This is a genomic window from Halomonas sp. KAO (genome assembly GCF_015595025.1).
Taxonomy (GTDB): domain Bacteria; phylum Pseudomonadota; class Gammaproteobacteria; order Pseudomonadales; family Halomonadaceae; genus Halomonas.
On sequence record NZ_JADNRL010000026.1, the window covers coordinates 158,243 to 182,703 of the forward strand.

Annotated in this window: 20 protein-coding genes; 6 read left to right on the forward strand and 14 right to left on the reverse strand. The window is 66.8% G+C overall.

What is annotated here, in order from left to right:
- The first annotated feature begins 55 nt into the window (after window positions 1-55).
- A complete protein-coding gene (locus tag IOC61_RS14565; RefSeq protein ID WP_195689464.1) occupies window positions 56-2,623 on the forward strand; it encodes a GcvT family protein in 2,568 nt (855 codons plus the stop codon).
- 5 nt (window positions 2,624-2,628) lie between these two features.
- Here the strand turns inward: IOC61_RS14565 and IOC61_RS14570 are convergent, their stop codons facing one another.
- Complete coding sequence (locus tag IOC61_RS14570) at window positions 2,629-3,651, reverse strand: GlxA family transcriptional regulator (protein ID WP_195689465.1); 1,023 nt, start codon at window positions 3,649-3,651, stop codon at window positions 2,629-2,631.
- Between the two features lie 196 nt (window positions 3,652-3,847).
- Here IOC61_RS14570 and IOC61_RS14575 point away from each other — a divergent pair, with 196 nt between their 5' ends.
- A complete protein-coding gene (locus tag IOC61_RS14575; RefSeq protein ID WP_195689466.1) occupies window positions 3,848-5,587 on the forward strand; it encodes a formate--tetrahydrofolate ligase in 1,740 nt (579 codons plus the stop codon).
- A 59-nt stretch (window positions 5,588-5,646) separates the two neighbouring features.
- Here IOC61_RS14575 and IOC61_RS14580 read toward each other — a convergent pair whose 3' ends face one another.
- The 13 genes from IOC61_RS14580 to hemA all read right to left on the reverse strand — a co-directional run bounded on the left by IOC61_RS14580 (window position 5,647) and on the right by hemA (window position 19,991).
- The gene (locus IOC61_RS14580) at window positions 5,647-6,939 is read right to left on the reverse strand and encodes an NAD(P)/FAD-dependent oxidoreductase (protein WP_195689467.1); all 1,293 of its coding nucleotides are present in this window, start codon (window positions 6,937-6,939) and stop codon (window positions 5,647-5,649) included.
- A gap of 159 nt (window positions 6,940-7,098) precedes the next feature.
- Complete coding sequence (locus IOC61_RS14585) at window positions 7,099-8,175, reverse strand: polyamine ABC transporter substrate-binding protein (protein ID WP_195689468.1); 1,077 nt, start codon at window positions 8,173-8,175, stop codon at window positions 7,099-7,101.
- A 52-nt stretch (window positions 8,176-8,227) separates the two neighbouring features.
- Window positions 8,228-9,595, reverse strand: coding sequence for a glutamine synthetase family protein (locus IOC61_RS14590; protein ID WP_195689469.1), 1,368 nt, complete (start codon window positions 9,593-9,595; stop codon window positions 8,228-8,230).
- Between the two features lie 52 nt (window positions 9,596-9,647).
- On the reverse strand, window positions 9,648-10,712 hold the full coding sequence (locus tag IOC61_RS14595) for an ABC transporter substrate-binding protein (RefSeq protein WP_195689470.1): 1,065 nt from the start codon (window positions 10,710-10,712) through the stop codon (window positions 9,648-9,650).
- A gap of 39 nt (window positions 10,713-10,751) precedes the next feature.
- Window positions 10,752-11,549, reverse strand: coding sequence for an ABC transporter permease (locus tag IOC61_RS14600; RefSeq protein ID WP_195689471.1), 798 nt, complete (start codon window positions 11,547-11,549; stop codon window positions 10,752-10,754).
- Complete coding sequence (locus tag IOC61_RS14605; protein ID WP_195689472.1) at window positions 11,546-12,469, reverse strand: ABC transporter permease; 924 nt, start codon at window positions 12,467-12,469, stop codon at window positions 11,546-11,548. The genes IOC61_RS14600 and IOC61_RS14605 overlap by 4 nt, the downstream gene beginning before the upstream one ends.
- 10 nt (window positions 12,470-12,479) lie before the next feature.
- Window positions 12,480-13,589, reverse strand: coding sequence for an ABC transporter ATP-binding protein (locus IOC61_RS14610; RefSeq protein ID WP_195689473.1), 1,110 nt, complete (start codon window positions 13,587-13,589; stop codon window positions 12,480-12,482).
- Window positions 13,590-13,702: 113 nt separating this feature from the next.
- A complete protein-coding gene (locus tag IOC61_RS14615) occupies window positions 13,703-14,989 on the reverse strand; it encodes an NAD(P)/FAD-dependent oxidoreductase (RefSeq protein WP_195689474.1) in 1,287 nt (428 codons plus the stop codon).
- Between the two features lie 291 nt (window positions 14,990-15,280).
- Window positions 15,281-16,042 carry a HesA/MoeB/ThiF family protein gene (locus IOC61_RS14620; RefSeq protein ID WP_195689475.1) on the reverse strand — a complete coding sequence of 254 codons (762 nt, stop codon included), beginning with the start codon at window positions 16,040-16,042 and terminating at the stop codon, window positions 15,281-15,283.
- An 8-nt stretch (window positions 16,043-16,050) separates the two neighbouring features.
- Window positions 16,051-16,551, reverse strand: coding sequence for an Lrp/AsnC ligand binding domain-containing protein (locus tag IOC61_RS14625; RefSeq protein ID WP_132042265.1), 501 nt, complete (start codon window positions 16,549-16,551; stop codon window positions 16,051-16,053).
- Between the two features lie 199 nt (window positions 16,552-16,750).
- Window positions 16,751-17,602, reverse strand: coding sequence for a peptide chain release factor N(5)-glutamine methyltransferase (gene prmC, locus IOC61_RS14630; protein WP_195689710.1), 852 nt, complete (start codon window positions 17,600-17,602; stop codon window positions 16,751-16,753).
- A 16-nt stretch (window positions 17,603-17,618) separates the two neighbouring features.
- Window positions 17,619-18,710: a peptide chain release factor 1 gene (gene prfA, locus IOC61_RS14635; RefSeq protein ID WP_132042264.1), complete on the reverse strand. Its 1,092-nt coding sequence runs from the start codon at window positions 18,708-18,710 to the stop codon at window positions 17,619-17,621.
- A 9-nt stretch (window positions 18,711-18,719) separates the two neighbouring features.
- Window positions 18,720-19,991, reverse strand: a complete 1,272-nt coding sequence (gene hemA, locus IOC61_RS14640; protein ID WP_195689476.1) for a glutamyl-tRNA reductase — start codon at window positions 19,989-19,991, stop codon at window positions 18,720-18,722.
- Between the two features lie 209 nt (window positions 19,992-20,200).
- Between hemA and IOC61_RS14645 the strand changes: the two genes are divergently transcribed.
- The 4 genes from IOC61_RS14645 to IOC61_RS14660 are packed head-to-tail and all read left to right on the forward strand — an operon-like array spanning window position 20,201 to window position 24,455.
- Window positions 20,201-21,967, forward strand: a complete 1,767-nt coding sequence (locus IOC61_RS14645) for a tetratricopeptide repeat protein (RefSeq protein WP_195689477.1) — start codon at window positions 20,201-20,203, stop codon at window positions 21,965-21,967.
- Between the two features lie 13 nt (window positions 21,968-21,980).
- The gene (lolB, locus tag IOC61_RS14650) at window positions 21,981-22,598 is read left to right on the forward strand and encodes a lipoprotein insertase outer membrane protein LolB (RefSeq protein ID WP_195689478.1); all 618 of its coding nucleotides are present in this window, start codon (window positions 21,981-21,983) and stop codon (window positions 22,596-22,598) included.
- On the forward strand, window positions 22,591-23,460 hold the full coding sequence (gene ispE / locus IOC61_RS14655; RefSeq protein ID WP_195689479.1) for a 4-(cytidine 5'-diphospho)-2-C-methyl-D-erythritol kinase: 870 nt from the start codon (window positions 22,591-22,593) through the stop codon (window positions 23,458-23,460). Before lolB ends, ispE begins: the two co-directional genes overlap by 8 nt.
- Before the next feature lie 53 nt (window positions 23,461-23,513).
- Entirely contained in the window at window positions 23,514-24,455 is a 942-nt protein-coding gene (locus tag IOC61_RS14660) for a ribose-phosphate pyrophosphokinase (protein WP_195689480.1), read from the forward strand.
- Window positions 24,456-24,461: the final 6 nt, after the last annotated feature.

The window sequence follows — 24,461 nt, forward strand, 5'->3', positions numbered from 1 at the left end:
CCTGCCGGGGCTGCCTTATGCTGGCAGAAACTCAGGTGCTCTCAGGAGGTTGACCATGGCAACCCTACCCTCGCAGGCAGACGCGGTGATCATCGGCCTGGGCGGCATCGTCGGAGCCTCGGTGGTCCACCACCTCATCGAGCTGGGCTGGACCAAACTGGTGGGTCTGGAGACCGCCGCCCTGCCCTCGGACGTCGGCTCCACCGCTCACGCCTCCGACTTCTGCTACATGACCTCCCACGACCGCCTGAGCTGCTATACCACCACCTACAGCCAGCGCTTCTTTGAAGCAATGGGCCACTACCACAAGTCCGGCGGGCTGGAGATCGCAAGGGTCGGCGACGACGCGCGCCTGGCCGAGCTCCAGCGCAAGGTCGCCTCGGGCAAGGCGTTCGGTACCCGCGCCTGCATGATCGATGCCGATGAGACGGTGGCACGCTTCCCGCTGCTGGAGCGCGACCTGGTGCTCGGCGCCCTCTGGGATCCCGATGCCGGGCTGGTGGTGCCACGCTCCCAGCGCGTTGCCGGCGAGCTGATCGAGAAGGCCGTTGCCAGCGGCCATCTGCACGCCTTCGCCGAGACCCCGGCGCTGGATATCGATGTCCGCGATGGACGGGTTCACGGCGTCGAGACGCTGAAGGGCTATGTCTCGACGCCTCTGGTGATCGTTACCGCCGGTATCTGGGGACCGATTCCCGCCGCCATGGGCGGTGCCGCCCTGCCGCTGATGCCACTGGAACACCCGCTGATCTTCTTCGGCCCCTTCGACACCTTCGCCGGCAGCGGCAAGGAGATCGGCTACCCCTTGCTGCGCGACCAGGGCAACTCCGCCTATCTGCGCGATACCGGTGACCCGGCCAGCACCGAGGGCGGACAGCTCGAACTGGGCCACTATGAGCCGCGGGAACCGCGCCTGGTGGAGCCGCACGCCATCCTCGATCGCCACCGGGCCCGGCTCTCCCCCTCGATGCGCGACCTGGAGATCGACCAGGTCGCCGAGGCGCTGGAGCGCGCCATGACGCTCACCCCGGTGCTGGGTGAGCTGGGGCTGGACGAGAAGCACTCCTTCAACGGCCTGCTCTCGGTCACCTCCGACGGTGGCTCGTTGGTGGGCGAGTCGCCGGAAACCCGCGGCCTGTGGTTCTGCGAGGCGGTCTGGGTCAAGGACGCCCCGGGCATGGGCAAGCTGCTAGCCGACTGGATCACCCGGGGCCGGCCCGACATGGACCCCTGCAGCGTCGATATCGCTCGCTTCTATCCGGTGCAGAAGACCCCGCACCACATCCATGGACGCTGCCGGGAGATCGCCCAGAAGATCTACGACCCGCCGGTGCACCCCCGGGAGCCCTTCGCCAGCGGCCGCAACCTCAGGCGCGGCCCCTTCTGGTCGAGGGAGCAGGAGCTGGGGGGCTACTTCATGGAGGCCGCCGGCTGGGAACGCGCCCACGGCTATGCCGCCAACGAGACGCGTCTGGCCGCCTATCTGGAACGGGTGCCGGAACGCCCCGCCGAATGGGATGCCCGCCACTTCTGGCGTGTCGCCAATGCCGAGCAGCTCGCCATGAGCGATGACGTGGGCATGGTCAATCTCTCCCACTTCGCCATCTACGATATCTCGGGACACGACGCCGAGGCACTGCTGGAGCGTCTATCGGTGGCACGCATCGGTGGCGACACCCCCATCGGCAAGGGGGTCTACACCCACTTCCTCGACGACGCCGGCGGCGTGCATTCCGACCTCACCATCGTGCGCCTGGCGCCGGACAGCTGGCGGGTGATCTGTGGTGGCGATACCGGCCACCGTGACCTGATGTGGATCATCCGCCGTGGCGAGGGGTGGGGGCTGACACGCTGGCACCTGGAGGACCGCACCGACGGCCTGGCCACCCTGGGCCTGTGGGGCCCCAACGCCCGCCGCACCCTGCAGGCACTCGCCGATGTGCCTGAGGCCCTGGACGATGCCCACCTCCCCTTCGCCACCGCCCGCGAGATCCGTGTCCAGGGCCTGCCGGTCTGGGCCTTCCGAATCTCCTACGTGGGTGAGCAGGGCTGGGAGCTATACATCCCCTTCAGCTACGGGCTGGCGCTCTGGGACCGGCTGTTCGAGGCCGGCGTCACGCCGGTGGGGATCGACACCTACGCCAACAGCCGTCGCCTGGAGAAGAGCCTGCGCCTTCAGAATGTCGACCTGCTCACCGACTACAACCTCGTGGAGGCGGGCCTGGCCCGCCCCAAGGTGAAGAGTGCCGAGTTCCACGGCAAGAGCGCCCACCTCGAGCAGCGTGGTCGTGAGCATCAGCCGGCCACCCTCTGCACCCTGGTGATGGAGGATCACCACGACAGCAGTGGCATACCGCGCTTCCCGGTCGGCCAGGCACCACTGCTCGACCCCGAGAGCGGCGAGGTGCCGGTGGACACCCTGGGACGGCGTTCCTATACCACCAGCATCGCCTGGGGCCCCTCGCTCGAATGCAATATCGCGCTGGGCTATCTGCCCCAGGCCTATGCCGAAGAGGACCGCCGACTGCTGCTGGAGTACTTCGGCGAGCACTACTCGATGCGCGTAGCCGCGGTGGGCTACCGGGCGCTCTACGACCCGCTGGGCGAGCGACCACGCAGCTGAGCGGCCTACTCCTCCAGGGTCCGTTCGTGGGATATCGTCAACTCGGCCTGGCGCAGCGCCCGCCGCTTGCGCTCGCCGCTGGGCGAGTGCCCGAAGTGGTCGTGATAGCACTTGGTGAAGTGAGGCGGTGAAATGAAGCCACAGGCCAGCGCCACCTCGGTGATCGGCATATGGGTCTGCAGCAGCAGGAGTCGTGCCCGGGCCAGGCGCAGGGCCAGGTAATACTTCAGCGGGGGCACCTCCACATAGCGCTGAAACAGCCGCTCCAGCTGGCGCCGCGACAGGCCGGCATAACGCGCAATCTCATCCAGGGCCAGCGGCTCCTGCAGGTTGGCCTCCATCAGGGTGGCCACCTCCTCCAGCTTGGGATGGCTATGCCCCAGGCGCACCCGCAGCGGGGCGCGCTGACGGTCATCGACCCCGCGAATGCGTTCATGAATGAACTCCTCGGCAATCGCCTCGGCCAGGCCGAGGCCCTGCTGGCGACCAATCAGGTTGAGCATCATGTCCAGCGGGGCAATCCCCCCCGAGCAGGTGTAGCGGTCGCGATCCATGACGAAGAGTTGCGAGGAGAAGGTCACGGCGGGAAAGCGCCGCGCCGCGTGGAGACTGCCGATATGTTCCCAGTGCAGGGTACAGCGGTAGCCGTCGAGCAGCCCCGCCATCGCCAGCACATAGCCACCGGTGCACAGCGCTCCCAGCGGCGTGCCGCGCTCGGCCAGGCGGCGCAGCCAGGCGAGTACCGGGCGTTCGCAGTGCGCCTGCACCCCCACCCCACTACATACCAGCATCAGATCCAGGGCTGGCATCGGCTCCAGCGCCTGGTCCACCAGCGTGGCCAGGCCGTTGCTGGCATGCACCTCACCCCCATCACGACTCACCAGATGCCAGGTATAGAGCCGGTGGTCGGCCAGGTGGTTGGCCATCCGCAGCGGCTCCAGGGCCGAGGCGAAGGCCAGCTGCGAGAAGCCCGGCAGCAGCAGAAATCCGATATCGTAGTGGCAACCTGCCACGTCGGTGGTCGACATACTCACTGGCTCCCGAAAGGCAGGCGATGACTCTTGGACATCAGAGATAGCCTATCCTCGTCGCTTGAGGCAAGTGGGTGACAATCACGCTCAGGGTGTCGCTGTGCCATAGACCCTCGACGTCGTCAGACAAGAGAAGCGGACGATGCGGGCGATACTGAACCCGACGACCGGCGTTTCCTCAGGAGCAACCGCCATGCCGACCCAAGCGACCGACCCCATTCCCGCGCAACCCAACGACAACCTGAGCATCGCCAGGGCGGCACGACTCTGGCCCATCGAGGAGATCGCCCACCGCCTGGGCCTGCCCGGCGAGGCGGTGGAGCCCTACGGGCGCGGCATCGCCAAGATCGACCTTACGGCCATGACGGCACTGGCCGAGTCTCCTCGCGGGCGCTATGTGGTCGTCACCTCGATGACTCCGACGCCTCCCGGCGAAGGCAAGACCACCACCGCCATCGGCCTGGTGCAGGGGCTCCAGCGCCTGGGCCATCGCGCGGCGGTGGCCCTGCGCCAGCCCTCCATGGGGCCGACCCTCGGGCTCAAGGGTGGCGCCACCGGCGGCGGCCACAGCCAGGTACTGCCCATGGAGCGCATCAACCTGCACCTCACCGGTGACCTGCATGCCGTCGCCGCGGCCCACAACCTGCTGGCGGCCATGGTCGACAACCATCTGCATCACCGTCTCACTCCGGAGCTCAGCCCGCGGGACATCTGCTGGCAGCGGGTGATCGACCTCAACGACCGAGCGCTTCGCCACCTGGTGCTGGGCCTTGGCGGGCGCGGCGACGGCGTGCCCCGCCAGGGGGGCTTCGAGATCACCGCCGCCTCGGAGGTAATGGCGGTGCTGGCGCTGGCCGACTCCCTGGCCGACCTGCGGAAACGGCTGGGGCGGCTGATCGTGGGGCTCGACCACGACGGCGAGCCGGTCACCGCCGAGCAGATCGGCGCCGCCGGTGCGATGACGGTGCTGCTCAAGGAGGCGCTCAAGCCCAACCTGCTGCAGACCCTGGAGCATGCGCCGGCGCTGATCCACGCCGGCCCCTTCGGCAATATCGCCCACGGCAACTCCTCCATCGTCGCCGACCGCATCGGCCTCCACGCCGCCGACTTCGTGGTTACCGAGGCCGGCTTCGGCGCCGACATGGGGGGGGAGCGCTTCTTCAATATCAAGTGTCGTGCCTCGGGCCTCACCCCCGACGCCGCGGTGCTCGTGGTCACGGTGCGCGCCATGAAGTACCACTGCGGCCAGCACCGGGTGGTTCCCGGCCAGCCGCTACCGGCCTCGCTGCTGGCCGAGGCCCCCGAAGAGGTCATGGCGGGAGGTGCCAACCTGCTCAAGCAGATCGACAACGTGCGGGACCATGGCCTGACACCGGTCGTGGCGATCAACGCCTTCCCCGGGGACCATCCGAGCGAGGTGGCCGCCATTCGCGAGCTATGTGCCTCGGTGGGGGTACGCGCCGAACTCTCCACCCATGTGCGCGACGGCGGTGAGGGAGCCGTGGCGCTGGCCGAGGCGCTGGTCGAGGCGACGGAGGGGGCCGCCGGAGACACCGACGCCTTTCACTACCTCTACCCCGATGAGCTGCCCCTGGCGGACAAGATCGAGCGCATCGCCACCCGGCTCTATGGCGCGGATGGCGTCGACTTCGCCCCGGGCATACGGGAGCGCCTGGCGGGCTGGGAGGCGCGGGGATATGGCGCGCTGCCGGTGTGCATCGCCAAGACGCATATGTCGCTGTCTCACGATGCACGCCTGCTGGGTGCCCCCACCGGCTGGCGTCTGCCGGTACGCGAGGTGCGCCTCTCGGCCGGCGCCGGCTTCGTCTACGCCCTGGCCGGCGATATCCGCACCATGCCCGGGCTCAACGCCTCACCGGCTGCCACCCGAATCGATATCGATGACGAGGGTAATACCGTGGGCCTGTATTGACACCCTCTCACCCTATCGACCCCTGTCGGTCCCGGCGCCCCTGGTGACCACATCACGGCTCAGAACCCGAGCTTGTCACGGGCCTGGTAATACCAGGCTCCCAGGGCGGAGAGCGGCACCCGCAGCAGGCGTCCACCGGGGAACGGCAGATGCGGCAGCCCGGCAAAGGCGTCGAAGCGCTCCCCCTGGCCGTGCATCACTTCGGCGATCAGCTTGCCGGCCAGGTGGGTACAGGTCACACCGTGGCCGGAGTAGCCCTGGGCATAGTAGACATTGCCGTTGATCACCCCGAACTGAGGCATCCGGTTGAGGGTCATCAGGAAGGTACCGCTCCAGGCATAGTCGATCCCGACGTCGGCAAGCTCGGGGAAGGTCTTAAGCAGCTTGGGCCGGATGACACTCTCGATATCTGCCGGGTCGCTGCCACCGTAATTGACGCCGCCTCCATAGAGCAGCCGGTTGTCGCGGGTCAGGCGGTAGTAGTCGAGCAGGTAGTTGCAGTCCTCCACCGCCAGGCCATTGGGCAGCAGCCCACGCGCCCTCTCCTCGCCCAGGGGTTCGGTGGTGATGATCTGGGTACCACAGGGCATCGACTTGCCCTCGATTTCCGACAGCACACCCTTGAGATAGGCATTGCCGGCCATGACCACCCGCTCGGCACGCACCCGCCCCCTGGCGGTCGACACCACCGCCGGGGCACCATGCTTCAGCCCCGTGACCGGCGAGTGCTCGAAGATACGTCCGCCCAGGGACTCCACGGCGGCCGCCTGGCCCAGCACCAGGTTGAGTGGATGCAGGTGGCCACCGCCATGATCGACCAGCACGCCGGTATAGCGGTCGCTGACCACTTCGCGCTTGAGCGCCTCTCCTTCCAGCAGCTCGAGCTCCCGGTAGCCGTAACGCTCCCACAGCGCCTGATGCTCGCGCAGCCCCTTGAGCTGCCGACCGTTACAGGCGGCGAAGAGGTTGCCGTCGCGCAGATCACAGTCGATGGCATACCGGGCCACGCGTTCGCGGATGATGCGGTTGCCCTCGAAGGCCATGTCGCCCAGGACCCGGGCGGTCTCGGCGCCGTACCTGGCCTCGATCACGTCCATGTCGCGGCTGTAACTGTTGACGATCTGGCCGCCATTTCGCCCCGAGGCACCGTAACCGACCCTGACCGCCTCCAGCACCACCACCGACAGCCCACGCTCCGCCAGATGCAGGGCGGCGGAGACTCCCGTGAAGCCGGCTCCCACCACGCACACATCACAGTCGATATCACCCTCGAGGGCGGGGCGTTCGGGCGTCGGGTTGGCGGTATCGGCATACCATGATGCGGCGTGACCGGATTCGAACGAGACGGACATGGCGACCCCTTATTGGCAATTTTACTTGACGCTATGACGCGATATTACCGGCCAAAACGGCAGAAAAACAACAATCAAGGCATATGATACTCACCAAAAACCGCCGACGGCCACTCCGTCGGCGGCATCCCCACTGGGTGGCGGTGATTGGCGGTGATCTCAGCGGCTGCGCGCCTCGTTCCAGAGCTCCTGCAGCAGCTCCAGCTCCTCGCCACTCACCGAGGGGGTGAAGTGGAGTCGCTCCCGGGCCGCCGGACCCGGCATCACCGGCGGTTCGCGCAGGACATCATTGACCAGCTCCAGCGCCGCCTCGTTGGGCGTGGTGTAGAAGTTGTAGTTGGCCAGCCGCGCGGCCACCTCGGGGCGCAGCAGATATTCGATAAAGGCCCGGGCGGCCTCGACATTGGGTGCCCGCGACGGGATCGCCAGCACATCGACCCAACGCTGGGAGCCCTCCTCGGGAATGAAGAACCCCAGCTTGCCGTAGGTCTCGGGAGCCTCGGCACGCTTGTTGGCCAGGTCGCCGTTATAGGCCACGCCAGCGTGGATCACCCCGTTGGCCACCTGCTCGATGGCCGCCGTGGCATCCGTGAAGCCCACGAAGTTGTCGCGATTGCGGGTCTCGATGATCTGCCTGGCGGCCGCCACCCAGGGCTCCTGGCCCACACAGTCGAAGCCGGCTCCCTGGAAGGCGCAGGCAGTGCCGAAGGTGAACTGGGCGTCCCCCTTGAGCAGCGCGAAGGGATAGTCGGCATTGACCTGGGGGTCGTAGAGCAGCCCCCAACCAGGCTCGGGCGAAGGCCAGGTCTCGGTGTTGTAGACGATGCCGGTGGCGCCCCACAGGTAGGGCACGGTGTAGATCCCCTCGGGGTCATAGCTCGGCCCGCGGAACTCGCCGAGGATATTGTCGTGCCCCTCGAGCCCTTCCCCCTCGGCCGTCAGCGGTCGGATCAGGCCGGCCTCGATCAGTCGCGGCACGAAGTAGTCCGAGGGCACGATCAGGTCGTACTGGGCGTCACCGCCGGCGGTCAGCTTGGAGAACAGCTCGGCGTTGGAGTTGTAGTAGTTCTGCACCACCTCGAGACCGGTCTCCGCCTCGAAACCCTCGATGATCGCAGGGTCCATGTAGTCCGACCAGTTGAACAGCCGCAGCTTGCCATCCTCGGCCGCCGCGGCAAGGCTCAAGGCCAGCAGGCCCAGCCCCGCAAGCGGCGCCCAGTGTCTTGGTGTCAGCATCGTCGATCTCCCTGTTTCGAATCGCCGAGGGCGCAGGCCCCCGGCCACTAGCCTAGACCCTGAGCAGCAGGTGCTCCCGCTCCCAGGAGCTGATGACCTGGAAGTAGGCGCGATGCTCGGCCCGCTTCACCGCCAGATAGCTGTGCGTGAAGCGCTCGCCGAGGATATCGGAGAGGGCCTGGCACTCCTGCAGCAGATCCAGTGCCGGCCCGATATCGTCGGGCAGCTTGTGGCCGCCTGACCAGGCCGAACCGGTCATCGGCGGACGCGGCTCGAGTTGGCTCAGCATGCCCAGATAGCCACAGGCCAGCGAGGCCGCCATCACCAGATACGGGTTGGCATCGGCACCGGCCAGCCGGTTCTCCACGCGGCTCGACTCGGGCGTCGATACCGGCACCCGCAACCCCACGGTGCGGTTATCCATGCCCCACTCCACGTTGATCGGTGCCGAGCCGCTGCTGTCGGTGCGCATCAGACGACGATAGGAGTTGACGTTGGGCGCCAGCAGCGGCATCGCCGCCGGCAGGTACTTCTGCAGGCCACCGATGAAGTGGTGGAACAGCCGGCTGGGCTGGCCATCGTCGGCGGCGAACAGGTTATGGCCGCGTTCGCTATCCAGCAGGCTTTGGTGGATATGCATGGAGCTGCCGGGCTCATTGGCCATCGGCTTGGCCATGAAGGTGGCATACATGCCGTGACGCAGCGCGGTTTCTCGCAGGGTGCGCTTGAACATCACCACCTGGTCGGCCAGTGCCAGCGGGTCCCCATGCTGGAAGTTGACCTCCATCTGCCCCGCTCCCTCCTCGTGGATCAGGGTGTCCAGGTCGAGGCTCATGGCGTCACAGTAGTCATACATCTCCTCGAACAGCGGATCGAACTCGTTGACCGCGTCGATGGAGAACGACTGGCGACTGCTCTCCTGTCGCCCGGTGCGCCCGATGGGCGGCTCCAGCGGGTAGTCGGAGTCGGTGTTGGTCTTGACCAGATAGAACTCCACCTCCGGCGCGATCACCGGTTTCCAGCCCCGCTCGGCGTAGAGCCCCAGCACCCGCTTGAGCACATGGCGCGGCGCCAGATCCACCGGCTCGCCGGTCAGGTAGAAGCAGTCATGAATGATCTGCGCGGTGGGATCCTCGGCCCAGGGCACCAGGTAGATGGCACCGGGATCGGGCACCAGCTCCATGTCCCGCTCGGTCTGGTTCCAGAAGCGAATATCCTCGTCGTCGGGATAGCCTCCGGTAACGGTCTGGATAAAGATCGAATCGGGCAGACGGGGGCGTCCACCGTTGAGGTACTTGCCGGCGGGCATGATCTTGCCCTTGAGAATGCCGGTCAGGTCGCTGACCAGGCACTCGACCTCGGTGATGCCATGTTTCTGGAACCAGTCGTTGAGAAGCGGCTGTTCCTGTCGGTTACTCATGGGGAATGTCCTTGCTTATGGAAAGGCGGCCCCGCATACCGGGGCCGTCCACTCAGCGCGACTGCACTTCCGACCACAGCTGCTGGAACACCTGCAGCGACTCGCCCTCGAGGCTCGGGGTGAAGCGCAGGCGCTCCATATCCGCCTCGCTGGGCTGCACCGGGGGCTGGGTCAGCACTTCATCCAGATAGGGCTCCGCCGCGGCGTTGGGGCTGGCGTAGTAGTTGAAGTTGGAGAGCTGGGCACCCACTTCGGCGTCGAGAATGAAGTCGATGAACTGATGCGCCAGGTCAGGGTTCGGGGCCTCGGCGGTGATCATCATCGAGTCGACCCACATCTCGGCACCTTCATCAGGGATCATGAACTCCAGCGACGCGAAGGTATCGGGGTCCTCCTCCTTGAAGTAGAGGTAGTCGCCGTTGTAGGTGAGGCCGGCATGGGTCACCCCCCGGGCCAGTTGCTGCAGCTGTGGCGTGCCGTCGCTGAAGCCACTGAAGGTCTCTCGATTCTTGGTCTCGATCAGCAGCCGCGCGGCCTCCTTCCAGCCCTCCGGGTCGGTGCAGTCGTAGCCATGCCCAAGATAGGCACAGGCTCCCCCCAGATTGACCTGGCCATCGCCCATCAGCGCGAAGGGATGGTCGGGATTGACCTCGGGGTCGAAGAGCAGCGACCAGCTCTTGGGTGCATCCGGGAAGGTCTCGCTGTTGTAGACCACCCCGGTGGTGCCCCACTGATAGGCCGCGCTGTACTCGCCCCCCGGGTCGAAGGTCGGATCCTTGAACTGTTCCATCAGGTTGTCGAAGTTGGGGATCTTCGACTTGTCCAGCGGCTGCACCAGCCCGGTCTTGATCAGCCTCGGCACATAGTAGTTGGAAGGCACGATGATGTCGTACTGCGAGACACCACCCGCCTGAAGCTTGGAGAGCATCTCCGGCAGCGAGTTGAAGTAGTTCTGCACCACCTCGACGTCGTGTTTCGCCTCGAAGGCCTCGATGATCTCGGGGTCCATGTACTCGGTCCAGTTGAACAGGTAGAGCTTGTTCTCCTGGGCCTGGGCGCCGCCGGCGAGCAGCGCGGCACCGATGGATAGGGCGAGTGCACTCTTGTTGATTGTCATGATGACTCTCCTGGTTTCCCTGTGAAGGCAAGTGCCGGCTCAGGCCTGCCGGCGACGGCTGAAGATCAGGCTGATGGCGGCGACGATGGCGACCGCCGCGATCATCAGGGTAGCGATGGCATTGATCTCCGGTGAGATTCCCTTCTTGATCGCACCCCAGATGTAGATCGGCAGGGTCGCGCTCTCCGGTCCCGCGGTGAAGAAGCTGATGACGAAGTCATCCACCGAGAGGGTGAAGGAGAGGAAGAAGGCCGAGATCAGCGCCGGCTTGATGGTCGGCAGCATGAAGTGGATGACGCGCTTGATAGGCGTCGCGTAGAGATCCTTGGCCGCCTCGAACAGCGTCGGATCCAGGCCCACGAAGCGCGAATAGACGATCAGCGCCACGAAGGGAATCTGGAAGGTGACGTGGGCGATGATCATGGTGCCCAGGCCAGGCTGCAAGAAGCCGGTCAGGCGGTGGACCTGCACGAAGAAGGCCATCTCCGAGATGCCGAAGACGATATCCGGCAGCACGATGGGTAGATAGATCAGCACGATCAGCCAGCCCAGCTTGCGATGGCGGTGGCGATACATGCCGTAGCCGATCAGACAGCCGACCACCAGCGCGACGGTCGAGGAGACGATCGCCAGCCCCATGCTGTTGGCGAAGGCCGAGAGGATCTCCTCGTTGCCGAGCAGCCGCTCGTACCAGCGCCAGGAAAATCCCGTGAAGCGCGCGGCACTGTTGGAGGCGTTGAAAGAGAACAGGGCGACCACGGCCAGCGGCAAATAGAGGAAGGCCAGGGTGAACCACCAGAAGCCGGTCAGGCTTCGCTTGAGTGTGCGCTTTCTCATATCACCACCTCTTCCCCGCCACCCAGACGCTTGCCGATGCGACGCATGGCGTAAAGCCCGATGAAGGTGGCGATCAGCATCAGGATCGCGCCGGCCGCACCGAGCGGCCAGTTGGCCCCGCCCGAGAACTGGTTGGCCACCAGGTTGCCGAGCATCATGCCCTTGCCGCCTCCCAGCAGCTCGGGAATCACGTACATGCCGAAGGCGGGGATCGCCACCAGCACGACGCCGGCCAGCAGCCCCGGCAGGGTCTGGGGGAAGACCGCGTGCCAGAAGGCACGCACCGGCGAGGCGTAGAGATCCTGAGCGGCCTCCACCTGGGCGGTGTCGAGCTTCTCGAAGGCGGCGTAGAGCGGCAGCACCATGAACGGTAGGAAGTTGTAGACCAGCCCCAGGGTAACGGCGAAGTTGGAGGGATAGAGCCCCATGTTGGGCGCGATCAACCCCAGCCCTTCGGCGAGGCTGGAGAGCGGAGTGCCCGGTGCCAGCAGGTTCATCCAGCCGAAGGTACGGATCACCTGATTGGTCCAGCTGGGCACCACCACCAGCAGCAGCATGATCGGTCGCCATCTCTCGCGGCAGGTGCTGATGTAGTAGGCGATGGGGTAGGCCACCAGCACCACCAGGCCGGTGGACACCAGGGTCTGCCAGAGCGAGCGCAGCAGGGTATAGAGATTGCCCGGGCTCCAGCCGAGAAAACCGAAACCGGCCAGGCGCTCGAAGGACCCCAGCGACAGTGGCATCTCGGGCAGCCCGTAGGGGCCGTTCGTCATGAAGGCCACCCCCATCAGATAGGCGCTGGGAAGCACCAGGAAGATGACGATCCAGATGGCACCCGGTGCCACGGTAAACAGCAGGTGGCGACTCTCGCGCACCATGGCCCGGCTGCGGGCCGATGGGGTCACGCCGGCATAGGACATGGGTGGCTCCTTATTCACTCAGGGTGACCAGGTCTTCCGGCGCCACCGACACGGTGACCCGGTCGCCTACCTCGGGCAGGCGTCGACCGCGGTTGTTCAGGGTCGCCTGCAGCGTGGTCTCACCCACCTCGAGCCGGTACTCCGCGTGGCTGCCGCGATAGAGCCGCTCGGTCACGGTGGCCGGCAGACGATTGTCGCCGGGCTGCTCGCCAGGCAGCAGATCCAGGGTCTCGGGACGAATCAACAGCAGATCGCCCTCCCCGGCCGCCTCGGCGCTGAGCACGCCCAGGGGCGTGGTCAGTCGGTCGCCATCCCGGGCCTCGATGGGATAGAGATTGTCATGGCCCATGAACCGCGCCACGAAGGCATTGGCCGGATGCTCATAGACCTCCCGGGGTGGTCCGACCTGCTGGATCACGCCGCCGTTGAGCACCGCGATGCGGTCGGACATCACCATCGCCTCGTCCTGGTCATGGGTCACGAACACGAAGGTCATGCCCAGGCGCTTCTGGACCCGCAACAGCTCCACCTGCAGCTGGCTGCGCAGGCCGGCATCGAGCGCCGACAGGGGCTCATCGAGCAGCAGCACGTCGGGCTCATTGACCAGCGCCCGGGCCAGGGCGATGCGCTGACGCTGCCCGCCGGAGAGCTGGTCGACGCGCCGCTCCACCAGGTCACCCAGCTGGATGAATTCGGCGATCCTGGCGACCCGTGCCTCGCGCTGCTCGGGGGGCATGCCGCGCATCTTGAGCCCGAAGGCCAGGTTCTCCCGCACGGAGAGATGCGGGAAGAGCGCATAGGACTGAAAGACGGTATTGACGCTGCGCTGATGGGGCGGTACCTCGGTAACGTCGCGGCCGCCGATGGCCAGGCGCCCGTCATCGGCCTCCTCGAGGCCCGCGAGGATGCGCAGCAGGGTGGTCTTGCCGCACCCCGAGGGGCCCAGCAGGGTGAAGAACTCCCCCGCCTCGATCACCAGGTCGACACCATCCAGCGCCACGGTGTTGCGGCCGAAGCGTTTGTGCAGCCCCTGCATCTCGATGGAAGAGGCCTCGCGACTCGGCTCCTCCACCTCGGTTGAAGGGATGTCGGCGGCCTCCAGGGTCAGGGTATCGGTCATCGGCTTGCTCTCTGTTCTTGTGGAGTCGGCTGTTATGGAATCGGCTGTTGCGGAGTCGGTTGTGCTGGCATCGCTCGTCGTGGCGTCGTGAGCCATGGCATCGCACCTCCCCGTCAGAGCCGATCGCGAAGCTTGTAGAAGGTGGTGGCCAGCACCAGCAGAGGGGTACGCAGCAGGGAGCCGCCGGGAAAGCGCCGGTGAGGCATGGCGGCGAAGGCATCGAGCCGCTCGGCCTGGCCGGCAATGGCCTCGGCCATCAGCCGCCCGGCCAGCCCCGCGAGTGCCATGCCATGACCGGAGTAGCCCTGGGCGTAGTAGAGGTTGTCCCCCAGGCGGCCGAAGTCCGGTGCACGATTCAAGGTGATGGCCACGTCGCCCCCCCAGCGATACTCGATGGGAATCCCCTCGAGCACCGGGAAGAGCCTCGCGATCTTGGCATCCATGCGCGCCTGGATGCCCCTGGGTTCGCGGCCGTCATAGCTGACCTCGCCACCGTAGATCAGCCGGCGATCGCCGGAGAGGCGATAGTAGTCGAGCACGAAGTTGGCATCCGACAGGGCATCATTATGGGGAAGCACCCGGGCCGCCTGGGACTCGCTGAGCGGGGCCGTGGCGATCATGTAGTTGGCGGCGCGCATCACCCGCCCCGACAGCTCCGGCACCAGGCCTGCCTGGTAGGCATTGGTCCCCAGCACCACGAAGTCGGCGGTGACCCGGCCGGTGGCGGTGCGTACGCAGGCCGGCTGGCCGCGCTCGATCGCCACGGCGGCGCTATGCTGGTGAATGCTTACCCCTGCGTCGCGTGCGGCGCGGGCCAGGCCCAGGGTGTAGTTGAGCGGATGCAGATGGCCGGCCGCGGATTCATGCAGGGCGGCCGGATAGGCATCGGTAACCACCCGTTCGCGCAGCGCCTCGCCCTCGAGCATCTCCAGATCGTGATAGTCATAGTCGCGGGCCATGCGGTCGCGGTGCTCGGCCAGCTCACGCACATGACGCTCCTTGACCGCCGCATGCAGATAGCCCCACTGGAGATCACAGGGAATGGCATGACGCTCGACACGCTCGGCGGTCAGCGCCACCGCCTCGCGGCTCAGGCGCCAGATATCACGGGCGGCCTCCTGCCCCAGCGCCCTCTCCACCGTGGCCATATCGGTGCCCAGGCCCGGCAGGACCTGCCCGCCGCTGCGCCCCGAGGCGCCGTGCCCGATCTCGCCGGCTTCCAGCAACACCACCGAATAGCCCCGTTCGGCCAGTTCCAGGGCCGCCGAGCAGCCGGTGATCCCCCCACCAACCACACAGACATCGGCACGCACCTCCCCCTCGAGAGGTGGGCAGGGGCCAGGGTCGACGGCGATGGAATCTCGATACCAGGAACTCGGCGGTGCGGCGTGGTCGGTCATGCAGGCTCCCCGGGATTGGGCGCTGATGGGATATTGTCGTTGTTGTCATGAGGTTGTCATGAGAGTGCTGACTGGGTGTCAGTTTGATACCAGGCGACGCGTTGATGTCAAGTATTCAATAACACCCCGCCCCGCACCGCCATGCCACAAGTCCCCGGGGCGTCATATGGAGGGCCATCTGCTCAGCTCAATCTCAGCTCAATCTCAGTTCCAGCTCAGCCCCGGATCATTCGCCAGCAGGAGACCAGACCCGAAACCCGGTGCGTTGCCAGCAGCGTCAGGAAGTCGCCATCACGGGGCAGACGCTCGATCGCCGCAGGTGGCGCAGGCGGGGTCGCGGGAGATGCCGAAGCGGCGCCACTCACCGCTCAGGCCATCGAAGGTGGAGAGCCCCTGATGAGTCGTGCCGGCGCCGCTCAGCAGCTTGATCGCCTCGAGTGCCTGAAAGCTTCCGACCAGTCCCACCAGCGGTGCCACCACGCCACTCTCGGCACAGGAGAGCGCCTCATCGCCCTGACCATCGGGCGGATAGAGACAGGCATAGCAGGGGCTATCGGGATCGCGATGATCGAATACCGCCAGCTGGCCGGAGAAGCGGATCGCCGCGCCGGAGATCAGCGGCACCCCGGCCGCGCGGCAGGCGGCGTTGATCGCATAGCGGCTGGAGAAGCGATCGGTACAGTCGAGTACCGCATCGACGCTGGCCACCGCCGCCGCCATGCTCTCCCCCTGCAGGTGGTCGGTGAGCGTCTCGATGCAACACCCCGAGTTGAGCGCCTGTGCCGCTTCGCGCGCAGAATCGGCCTTGTTGCGCCCCAGGTCCGCTTCGCCATGGGCGATCTGGCGCTGCAGGTTGGAGAGCTCGACTTCATCGGCATCGGCCAGGGTCAACCGCCCGACCCCGGCAGCCGCCAGGTAGAGGGCCACCGGCGAACCGAGCCCACCGGCGCCGACGATCAGAACATGGCTGGCGAGCAGGCGCTCCTGGCCCTCGATGTCGATGGACTCCAGCATGATCTGGCGGCTGTAACGCAGCAGTTCCTGGTCATTCATGGCGCGACTCACTTGTGTTCAAGCTCCTCGATATCGGGAATGTGAAGGGAGAACTCCTCCTTGACCTCCTCCATCACCACATAGCTCTTGGACTCCTTGACCCCGGGCAGGGTCAGCACCACGTCACCCAGCAGCTGGCGATAGGCGGACATCTCGGGAATGCGACACTTGAGGATATAGTCGAACTGCCCCGAGACCAGGTGGCACTCCTGGATCTGCGGCAGGCGCGCCACGGCGCGACGGAACTCGTCGAACACCGCCGGCGACTGGGTCTCCAGGCTGATCTCGACGAACACCAGCAGATTGGCCTTGAGGGCCCGGGGATCGAGCACGGCGCGGTAGCCACGGATCACCCCCGAGCGTTCCAGCCGCTTGACCCTCTCCAGGCAGGGCGTGGTGGAGAGCCCCACCTGGCTGGCGAGGTCGACATAGGAGATGCGGGCGTTCTCCTGCAGGCAGCGCAGGATCTTCAGGTCGATGCGATCGAGGGTACGAGTCTTGGCTTTCATGGAGTGAGGGACACCGTCGAAGGAGCATTAGCGCCGCCGCAACAGCAGAATCTACCAGGATTCACCCTGCTCCGCGGCAGCTAACGGAAATATCATCTGCAAAAGGTGTACCACAGCAAAGCATCGACGGCTATCAACGCTTGGTCTGACTCGCCGAGAGCGCCTCGACTGGCTCTACCTTCCATGGCCAGCCGGCCAATCACGGCAGTCGTCGCCCCAGGCTGACCCGCTCATGGCCGCCGAGATCCCGGCGGCTGGCTACCTCGCAGTAACCTGCCGCCTCGAGCGCCTCGCGCACCGCCGCGGCCTGGCTCCAGCCATGCTCCAGCAGCAGCCAGCCGCCGGGTAGCAGGTGCTCCCTCGCCATCGTCACCAGGTGGCGCAGGTCCGCCAGCCCGTCGCCATCGGCCACCAGCGCCGAGCGTGGCTCGAAGCGCACATCCCCCATGGCCAGGTGGGGGTCATCCTCGGCGATGTAGGGCGGATTGGAGACGATTAGAGAGAAGCGTGTTCTGCTCTCCTCGTCCTTCAGGACGGCGAACCAGTCGCTCTCGCGGAACTCGGCGTTGGCAAGGGCAAGTCGTGAGGCGTTGTGTTGTGCCAGGGCGACCGCCTCGGGACGGATATCCAGGCCCAGCACTCGCCAGGCGGGACGCTCGCTGGCAAAGGCCAGGGCGATGGCCCCGCTGCCGGTGCCCAGGTCGAGCAGCCTGCCCTCGTGCTCTTCCGCCAGCGACAGGGCGGACTCGACCAGGGTCTCGGTGTCGGGTCGTGGGATCAGCGTGCTGGGGTCGGTCGCCAGGCGCAGGCCCCAGAACTCCCGCTCGCCGGTGAGATAGGCCACCGGCTCCCCCGCCTCGCGACGTGCCACCAGCGCTCGAAAACGCGCCGCCGCCTCGATATCGGCCCGACGATCGCCCCAGGTATAGAGCCAGGTGCGCTCGACGCCCAGTACATGGCAGAGCAGAACCTCGGCATCGAGGCGCGCCGTGGGGGAGCCGGCCGCGCTCAGTCTGGCCGAGGTCTGGGCCAGCAGGGCATCGAGGGTCACTTCTCCACCCTGCACTTCAGGCCTCCTGCTGCAGGGCGGCGAGCTGTTCGGCCTGGTATTCGTGGATCAGGGGCTCGATCACCTCGTCGAGATGTTCGCCACCGATCACCTCGGAGAGCTTGTAGAGGGTCAGGTTGATGCGGTGATCGGTGACCCGCCCCTGGGGGAAGTTGTAGGTGCGGATGCGCTCACTGCGATCCCCGGAGCCGACCAGGCTACGCCGCGTATCGGCCTGCTGCTGACGCTGGCTATCCACGGCGTGCTGCTTGAGACGGGCGGCCAGCAGCGACATCGCCTTGGCGCGATTCTTGTGTTGGCTACGCTCCTCCTGGCACTCCACCACCACACCGCTCGGGAGGTGGGTGATGCGAATCGCCGAATCGGTGGTGTTGACGTGCTGGCCGCCGGCGCCGCTGGAGCGAAAGGTATCCACACGCAGGTCGCTGGGGTCGAGATCGATGTCGCCCACCGCATCCACCTCGGGCATCACCGCCACGGTACAGGCCGAGGTGTGGATGCGCCCCTGGGACTCGGTGGCCGGCACGCGCTGCACGCGGTGGGCGCCGGATTCGAACTTGAGCCGGGCATAGGCCCCCTCCCCCTTGATGCGGGCGATGACCTCCTTGTAGCCACCCTGTTCACCGTGGTTGGCGCTGACCACCTCCACCTTCCAGCCATGCTTTTCGGCGTAGCGCGAGTACATGCGAAACAGGTCACCGGCAAACAACGCCGCCTCGTCACCCCCGGTGCCCGCCCGGACTTCCAGGAAGACACCGCGGCCATCATCGGGGTCCTTGGGGACCAGCAGGCGCTTGAGCTCCCCCTCCAGGGCGTCGCGCTTCTCGCGACTCTCGCTCAGCTCCATCTCGGCGAGTTCGCGCATCTCGGGGTCGCTGTCGGAGGCGAGCAGCTCGGCTTCCTCGATATTGCCCTCCACGGCACGATACTCACGCCATGTCTCCACCAGAGCCTCGAGCTCGGCGTATTCACGGGAGTAGTCGCGGAAACGGGCCTGGTCGCCGATCACCTCGGGCGCCGCCAGCAGGGCGGCGAGCTCCTCGAAGCGCTCGCCGAAGTCGTCGAGACGCTGGCGCAGGGAAGCTTTCATTCGTCGATCCTATCGGGTGGTCGTATCGGGGGTCGCCTCGAGCAGCAGCGCGCTGGCCGCCTCGAGCAGATCGTGGCGCTCGGCAGAGGCGGCCTCGCGCAGCGCCACGGTGGGGCCATGCAGCAGCCGGTTGGTCAGCTGATGGGCCAGTCGCCGAACCACGGCCTCGGGGTCCTCGCCACGCGCCAGACGCGTCAGCGCCTGCTCCAGGGAGTGGTCGCGATGCGCCTCACCCCGGGCGCGATAGTCGTGAATCAGCTCGCCCCCGCTGCGGATGCGTCGGTCGTGTTGCCAGGCGCCCACGCCGTGCTCGATCAGCGATTCCGCCTGGTCGGCCGCGACCTGGCGGTGGCGGCGGTTCTCGGCGATCACCTCCTGAAGGTCGTCCACCGTATAGAGGAAGATGTCGGCGAGCTGCCCCACCTCGGGCTCGATATCCCGGGGAACGGCGATATCGACCATGAAGATCGGCCGGTGACGACGCTTCTTCAGCGCCCGCTCCACCATGCCCTTGCCGAGAATCGGCAGCGGGGCTGCGGTGGAGGAGATGACGATATCCGCCTCGGCCAAGGCATCGGGGATGGCGTCCAGGGTGATCGCCTGGCCACCCAGGGGCGCAGCCACCTGTTCGCCACGCTCGCGGGTACGGTTGGCCACGGTCAGCTGGCTGACACCCGCCTCCTTCAGATGACGGGCCACCAGCTCGATGGTCTCGCCGGCGCCGATCAGCAGTGCTCGCGCACGGCCGAAGTCATCGAAGATTCGGCTCGCCAGGCTGACCGCCGCATAGGCGACCGAGACCGGATTGCGGCCGATGCCGGTTTCCGTTCGCACCTGCTTGGCCACGGCGAAGGTGTGCTGGAACAGACACTCCAGCTCCTTGCCGAGCCCTTTGCCCAGGCGGCTGGCCTGATAGGCGTCCTTGAGCTGACCGAGGATCTGCGGCTCGCCCAGCACCATGGAATCCAGGCCTACCGCTACGCGCATCAGGTGGCGGGCGGCCTCGTTGTCCAGATAATGGTAGGCGCACCGGGTGAGATCCTCGACCGGCAGGCCGTGGAAGCGGCCCAGCCACTCCAGAACGGCTGCCTCGCCTTCGGGCTCCGTCACGCAGTAGAGTTCCGTGCGATTGCAGGTCGAGAGGACAGCCGCCTCCTTGACCTCGGGCAGGCCGCGCAGCTCACCTAGCGCGGCATCGAGCTCGGCGGGGGCAAAGGCCACCTGTTCGCGCACCTCGACGGTGGCGGTACGGTGATTGATTCCAAGGGCAAGCAGCGTCATGCGTCGGGCATCTTGAACGTGGGGTGTGCGGCCATTAAGACCTCGCAATCGAGGCGCATGGATTCTATCACATCCGACAGCCGATGGCGGCCCATCGGGGCTATCCCAGATGACAGCACCGCACAAGGCGGCTCCGACGACAGGCCGTGCCTTTGCCCACGCCGGCCGAGCCGTTATGCTGAGACCACCGCACCACAAGCGAGACACCCATGGCCCGCGCCCTTGACTCCCTGACCCCTCTATCGCTGGCGACGCCGGCACTGGCGCTGCTGCTGGCCGGCTGCCAGGCGTGGCCGCTAGACGATGGCGCGCCCCCGGTGATGGAGGACCCGCTGGTCGGTGCCCCGCCTATCGAGCAGGGCCTGGATGCCGAGGGCCTGGCCGGCCTGATCACCGCGGAGCTGGCCGGCCAGCGCGGCGACTACCGGCGTGCCGCCGAGGGCTACCTCACAGCCAGCCAGCGCTACCGCAGCGCCGGCCTGGCAGAGCGGGCGGCACTGGCCGCAAGCTTCGGCAATGAGCGCGAGCTGCTCGACCGTGCCGCCAGGGAGTGGCAGGGGCTGGCTCCCGACAGCGTCGCCCCGGCCCGGCTGCTGGCCGGCCTCGCCGTACAGCGCGGCGACTGGGATGAAGCGCTGCGCCAGCGACTGGCAGTGGTTCGAGAAGGCGGCGACAGCGAGATCTCTTCGCTGGTGGAGGCCGCCCTGGCCGCCAACGCCGACCCGGCCCCCCTGCTGGCCCGGCTGCGTGACCACCTGGACACGACCCCCGAGGATGCCCGCCGCCACGATGCCGAACTCGCCACCGCGATGCTCGAAGTGGCCGCCGGGGAGACCACCGCCGCCAGGAGACGCCTGGCGCGCCTCGATGCCCGGGCGCCGGAGCTGCCGGCCCTGTGGCTGACCCGAGCCCGGCTGGCCCAGGAGGCGGACGACCCCCACGCCGCCCGTGCCGCCGCGCGCCGCGGCCTCGCGGTCTCGCCCGACGATGCGCGCTTCATCCTTCTGCTGGCGCAAAGCGAGCTGCGTCTGGGCAATGTCGCCGCCGCCGAGGTGCAGACCGAAGCCCTGCTCGAGAAGCACACCGGCGATAACGCACTGCGCATCGGCCTGGCGCGCCTCTATCTGGAGGAGGGACACCGAGAGCCGGCGCGTCGCCTGCTCCTGCCTCTGGCAGCGCTTCCCGAGCCCCCGGCCGAGGCGCTCCTGCTGCTGGGCGATATGTCCCGCGACGAAGGCGAGATCGACAACGCCCTGCTTTATTATCGTCAGGTGCCGGCAGAGGAGGCGTTCCTGCTCAGTCGTCTGCGTGCCGCCGAGATGCTGATGGAGAATGACCGACTGAACGATGCCCGCGCCTTCCTGCGCAGCGAGCGGCTGCGTCATGCCGACAGCCATAGCGACCTGGTCGCCCTGGAGGTGGAGCTGCTCGACCGAGAGGGGCTCGACGACGCGGCCGATGCCCTGCTCGACCGCGAACTGACACGCGCGCCTGCCGACGAGCAGCTGCTTTATCTGCGCGGCATGCGCGCCTGGGAAGCGGGTGACCTGGACGGCATGGAGCGTGACCTCCGGCGCATCATCGAGCATAACCCCGATAGCGCCTTGGCACTCAATGCCCTGGGCTACACCCTCGTCGACCAGGGACCCAGGACACGCCTCGACGAGGCCCGCGAACTGATCGAGCGAGCCCATGCCCTCGACCCCGACAGCCCGGCAATCCTCGATAGCCTGGGTTGGGTGCACTACCGCGAAGGCGACCCGCAAGGCGCCCTGCCCTGGCTCGAGCGGGCCTATCGCGCCATGCCCGACCAGGAGATCGCCGCCCACCTGGCCGAGGTGCTATGGACCCTGGACAGACGCGACGAGGCCCGGGAGCTGGTCCGCGAGGTCCTCGAGCGCCTCGATGAGCACCCACAGATCGACGACCTGCTGCGCCGGATCCCCGAGCTGGCCCCCGCCGCCATACCCAACTGACCACGAGACCACCATGCAACGTCACTACTCGCCGCTTGTCATCGCCACCCTGCTGCTGACTCTGGTCGCCGGCTGTGCACGCCAGGCACCACTCCCCGAAGGGCAGCGCACCTCGGGGCAGTGGCAGTCCCAGCAGCAGCGCCTCGAGTCATTGGATACCTGGAGGCTGGCCGGCAAGGCCGGGCTGCGCACTCCCGAGGACTCCACCAGCGCCAATCTCGACTGGAGCCAGCACCCCCACTACTACCGACTGCTGATCAGCGGGCCCTTCGGCAGCGGCCGCAGCACCCTGGAGGGGCGCGAGGGGCGCTTCTCGATGACCACCTCGGAGGGACGCTTCGAGGCCGAAACCCCCGAGGCGCTGATGGAGCAGCAGCTGGGCTGGTCGCTGCCGCTCGGCGCCCTGTCCGACTGGGTGCGTGGCCTGCCGGGTGACGGTCACCCCTATCGACTCGAGAAGGACGAGCTGGGGTTCCCGGCTCGACTACGACAGGCCGGCTGGGAGATCGACTACCGAGACTGGACCCATACCGACGACCTGTGGCTGCCACGCCGGCTGGTAATGCACTACGGGGATCTGCGCGTCACCCTGGTGATCAACGAGTGGCGCCCGGTGATCGACGATGCCTGAACACAGCGCCCAAGGCGCGAGCCTTCGCCTGCCCGCCCCCGCCAAGCTCAACCGCATGCTGCATATCACCGGCCGCCGCCCCGACGGCTACCACGAGCTGCAGACGCTGTTTCAGTTCCTCGATCATGATGACACCCTGGAGTTCACCCTGCGCCAAGATGGCGAGATCCATCTGACGCCCGACATTGCCGGTGTCCCCCATGATCAGAACCTGATCGTGCGCGCGGCACGCCTGCTACAGGAGCGGAGCGACTGCCCCCTGGGCGCCGACATTCATCTCGAGAAGCGGCTGCCCATGGGAGGTGGCCTGGGCGGTGGCAGCTCGGATGCCGCCACCACCCTGCTCGGCCTCGATGCCCTCTGGGGCCTGGGGCTGTCGCTCGACAGTCTCGCCGAACTGGGCCTGACCCTGGGCGCCGATGTTCCAGTCTTCGTGCACGGCCACGCCGCCTGGGCCGAAGGCGTCGGCGAACGCCTCACCCCGGTGGATCTCGACACGCCCTGGTTCGTGGTGGTTCACCCCGGCATCGAGGTGGCGACACCGGCAGTCTTCAAGGCTCCCGAATTGACACGCCACACCCCCCCTATTACCATGGCGCGCGCCCTGCAGGGGGGAGCGTCCAGTTGGCGCAACGACTGCGAGGCAACAGTCAGGTCGCTCTATCCAGCGGTATCCTCGGCATTGGACTGGCTGGCTCGACGTGCCCCCAGCATGCTGACCGGCACCGGTGCCTGCGTCTTCGCCCGTCTGGCAGACGAACAGGAAGCCGACCGGTTGCTGGATGAGATCGATGGCCGCTGGCAAGCCTTCAAGGCCCGCGGCTTGAACCGTTCTCCGCTGCATGACGTTCTGGATCGCTGATCACAGACGATCCTTCCCCCCGATGACCCAACACACTGCATAGGTGGCTGCGCGTGTCAAAATTGATGGTTTTCGCCGGGAATGCCAATCCCGAACTCGCCCGCAAGATCGCCGAGAGTCTGGACACCCGCCAGGGCAATGCCACGGTCGGCCAGTTCAGCGACGGCGAGATAGCGGTTGAGATCAACGAGAACGTGCGCGGCAAGGACGTGTTCGTTCTGCAGTCCACCTGTGCGCCGACCAATGAGAACCTGATGGAGCTGATCCTGATGATAGATGCCCTGCGCCGGGCCTCTGCATCGCGGATCACCGCTGTGGTGCCCTACTTCGGCTATGCCCGTCAGGACCGTCGCGTGCGCTCCGCCCGTGTGCCGATCTCGGCCAAGATCGTCGCCGACATGATGGTCAAGGCCGGCGTCGACCGTGTCATGACCATGGACCTCCACGCCGACCAGATCCAGGGCTTCTTCGACGTGCCGGTCGACAACGTCTACGGCTCGCCGATCCTGCTCGATGACATCGAGCGTCAGAACTACGAGAACCTGGTGGTGGTCTCTCCTGACGTCGGCGGCGTGGTGCGTGCCCGCGCCATCGCCAAGCAGCTCAATGCCGATCTTGCCATCATCGACAAGCGTCGCCCCGCGGCCAACCAGGCCCAGGTGATGCACATCATCGGCGAGATCGAAGGACGCAACTGCGTCGTGGTAGATGACATGATCGATACCGCCGGCACCCTATGCAAGGCCGGCGAAGCGCTCAAGGATCACGGCGCCGAGCGCGTGGTGGCCTACGCTACCCACCCCATTCTCTCGGGACCGGCGGTGGACAATATCGTCGGTTCGGTGCTCGACGAGGTCGTCGTCGCCGATACCATTCCGCTCTCCGAGACGGCGTGCCGCAGCGGCAGGATCCGCCAGCTGAGCGTCGCCGGCCTGATCGCCGAGGCGATCCGTCGGGTGAGCAACGAGGAATCCGTCAGCGCCATGTTCCACTGAGAGAGC

What these genes read in the sequence shown, in the direction of transcription:
- hemA (WP_195689476.1), bottom strand. Translation starts at nt 19,991, where the DNA reads ATGACGCTGCTTGCCCTTGGAATCAATCACCGTACCGCCACCGTCGAG.
- IOC61_RS14585 (WP_195689468.1), bottom strand. Translation starts at nt 8,175, where the DNA reads ATGCTGACACCAAGACACTGGGCGCCGCTTGCGGGGCTGGGCCTGCTG.
- IOC61_RS14615 (WP_195689474.1), bottom strand. Translation starts at nt 14,989, where the DNA reads ATGACCGACCACGCCGCACCGCCGAGTTCCTGGTATCGAGATTCCATC.
- IOC61_RS14625 (WP_132042265.1), bottom strand. Translation starts at nt 16,551, where the DNA reads ATGAAAGCCAAGACTCGTACCCTCGATCGCATCGACCTGAAGATCCTG.
- IOC61_RS14580 (WP_195689467.1), bottom strand. Translation starts at nt 6,939, where the DNA reads ATGTCCGTCTCGTTCGAATCCGGTCACGCCGCATCATGGTATGCCGAT.
- IOC61_RS14620 (WP_195689475.1), bottom strand. Translation starts at nt 16,042, where the DNA reads ATGAATGACCAGGAACTGCTGCGTTACAGCCGCCAGATCATGCTGGAG.
- prfA (WP_132042264.1), bottom strand. Translation starts at nt 18,710, where the DNA reads ATGAAAGCTTCCCTGCGCCAGCGTCTCGACGACTTCGGCGAGCGCTTC.
- IOC61_RS14600 (WP_195689471.1), bottom strand. Translation starts at nt 11,549, where the DNA reads ATGAGAAAGCGCACACTCAAGCGAAGCCTGACCGGCTTCTGGTGGTTC.
- IOC61_RS14565 (WP_195689464.1), top strand. Translation starts at nt 56, where the DNA reads ATGGCAACCCTACCCTCGCAGGCAGACGCGGTGATCATCGGCCTGGGC.
- IOC61_RS14610 (WP_195689473.1), bottom strand. Translation starts at nt 13,589, where the DNA reads ATGACCGATACCCTGACCCTGGAGGCCGCCGACATCCCTTCAACCGAG.
- IOC61_RS14645 (WP_195689477.1), top strand. Translation starts at nt 20,201, where the DNA reads ATGGCCCGCGCCCTTGACTCCCTGACCCCTCTATCGCTGGCGACGCCG.
- IOC61_RS14595 (WP_195689470.1), bottom strand. Translation starts at nt 10,712, where the DNA reads ATGACAATCAACAAGAGTGCACTCGCCCTATCCATCGGTGCCGCGCTG.
- ispE (WP_195689479.1), top strand. Translation starts at nt 22,591, where the DNA reads ATGCCTGAACACAGCGCCCAAGGCGCGAGCCTTCGCCTGCCCGCCCCC.
- IOC61_RS14605 (WP_195689472.1), bottom strand. Translation starts at nt 12,469, where the DNA reads ATGTCCTATGCCGGCGTGACCCCATCGGCCCGCAGCCGGGCCATGGTG.
- IOC61_RS14590 (WP_195689469.1), bottom strand. Translation starts at nt 9,595, where the DNA reads ATGAGTAACCGACAGGAACAGCCGCTTCTCAACGACTGGTTCCAGAAA.
- lolB (WP_195689478.1), top strand. Translation starts at nt 21,981, where the DNA reads ATGCAACGTCACTACTCGCCGCTTGTCATCGCCACCCTGCTGCTGACT.
- IOC61_RS14575 (WP_195689466.1), top strand. Translation starts at nt 3,848, where the DNA reads ATGCCGACCCAAGCGACCGACCCCATTCCCGCGCAACCCAACGACAAC.
- IOC61_RS14570 (WP_195689465.1), bottom strand. Translation starts at nt 3,651, where the DNA reads ATGTCGACCACCGACGTGGCAGGTTGCCACTACGATATCGGATTTCTG.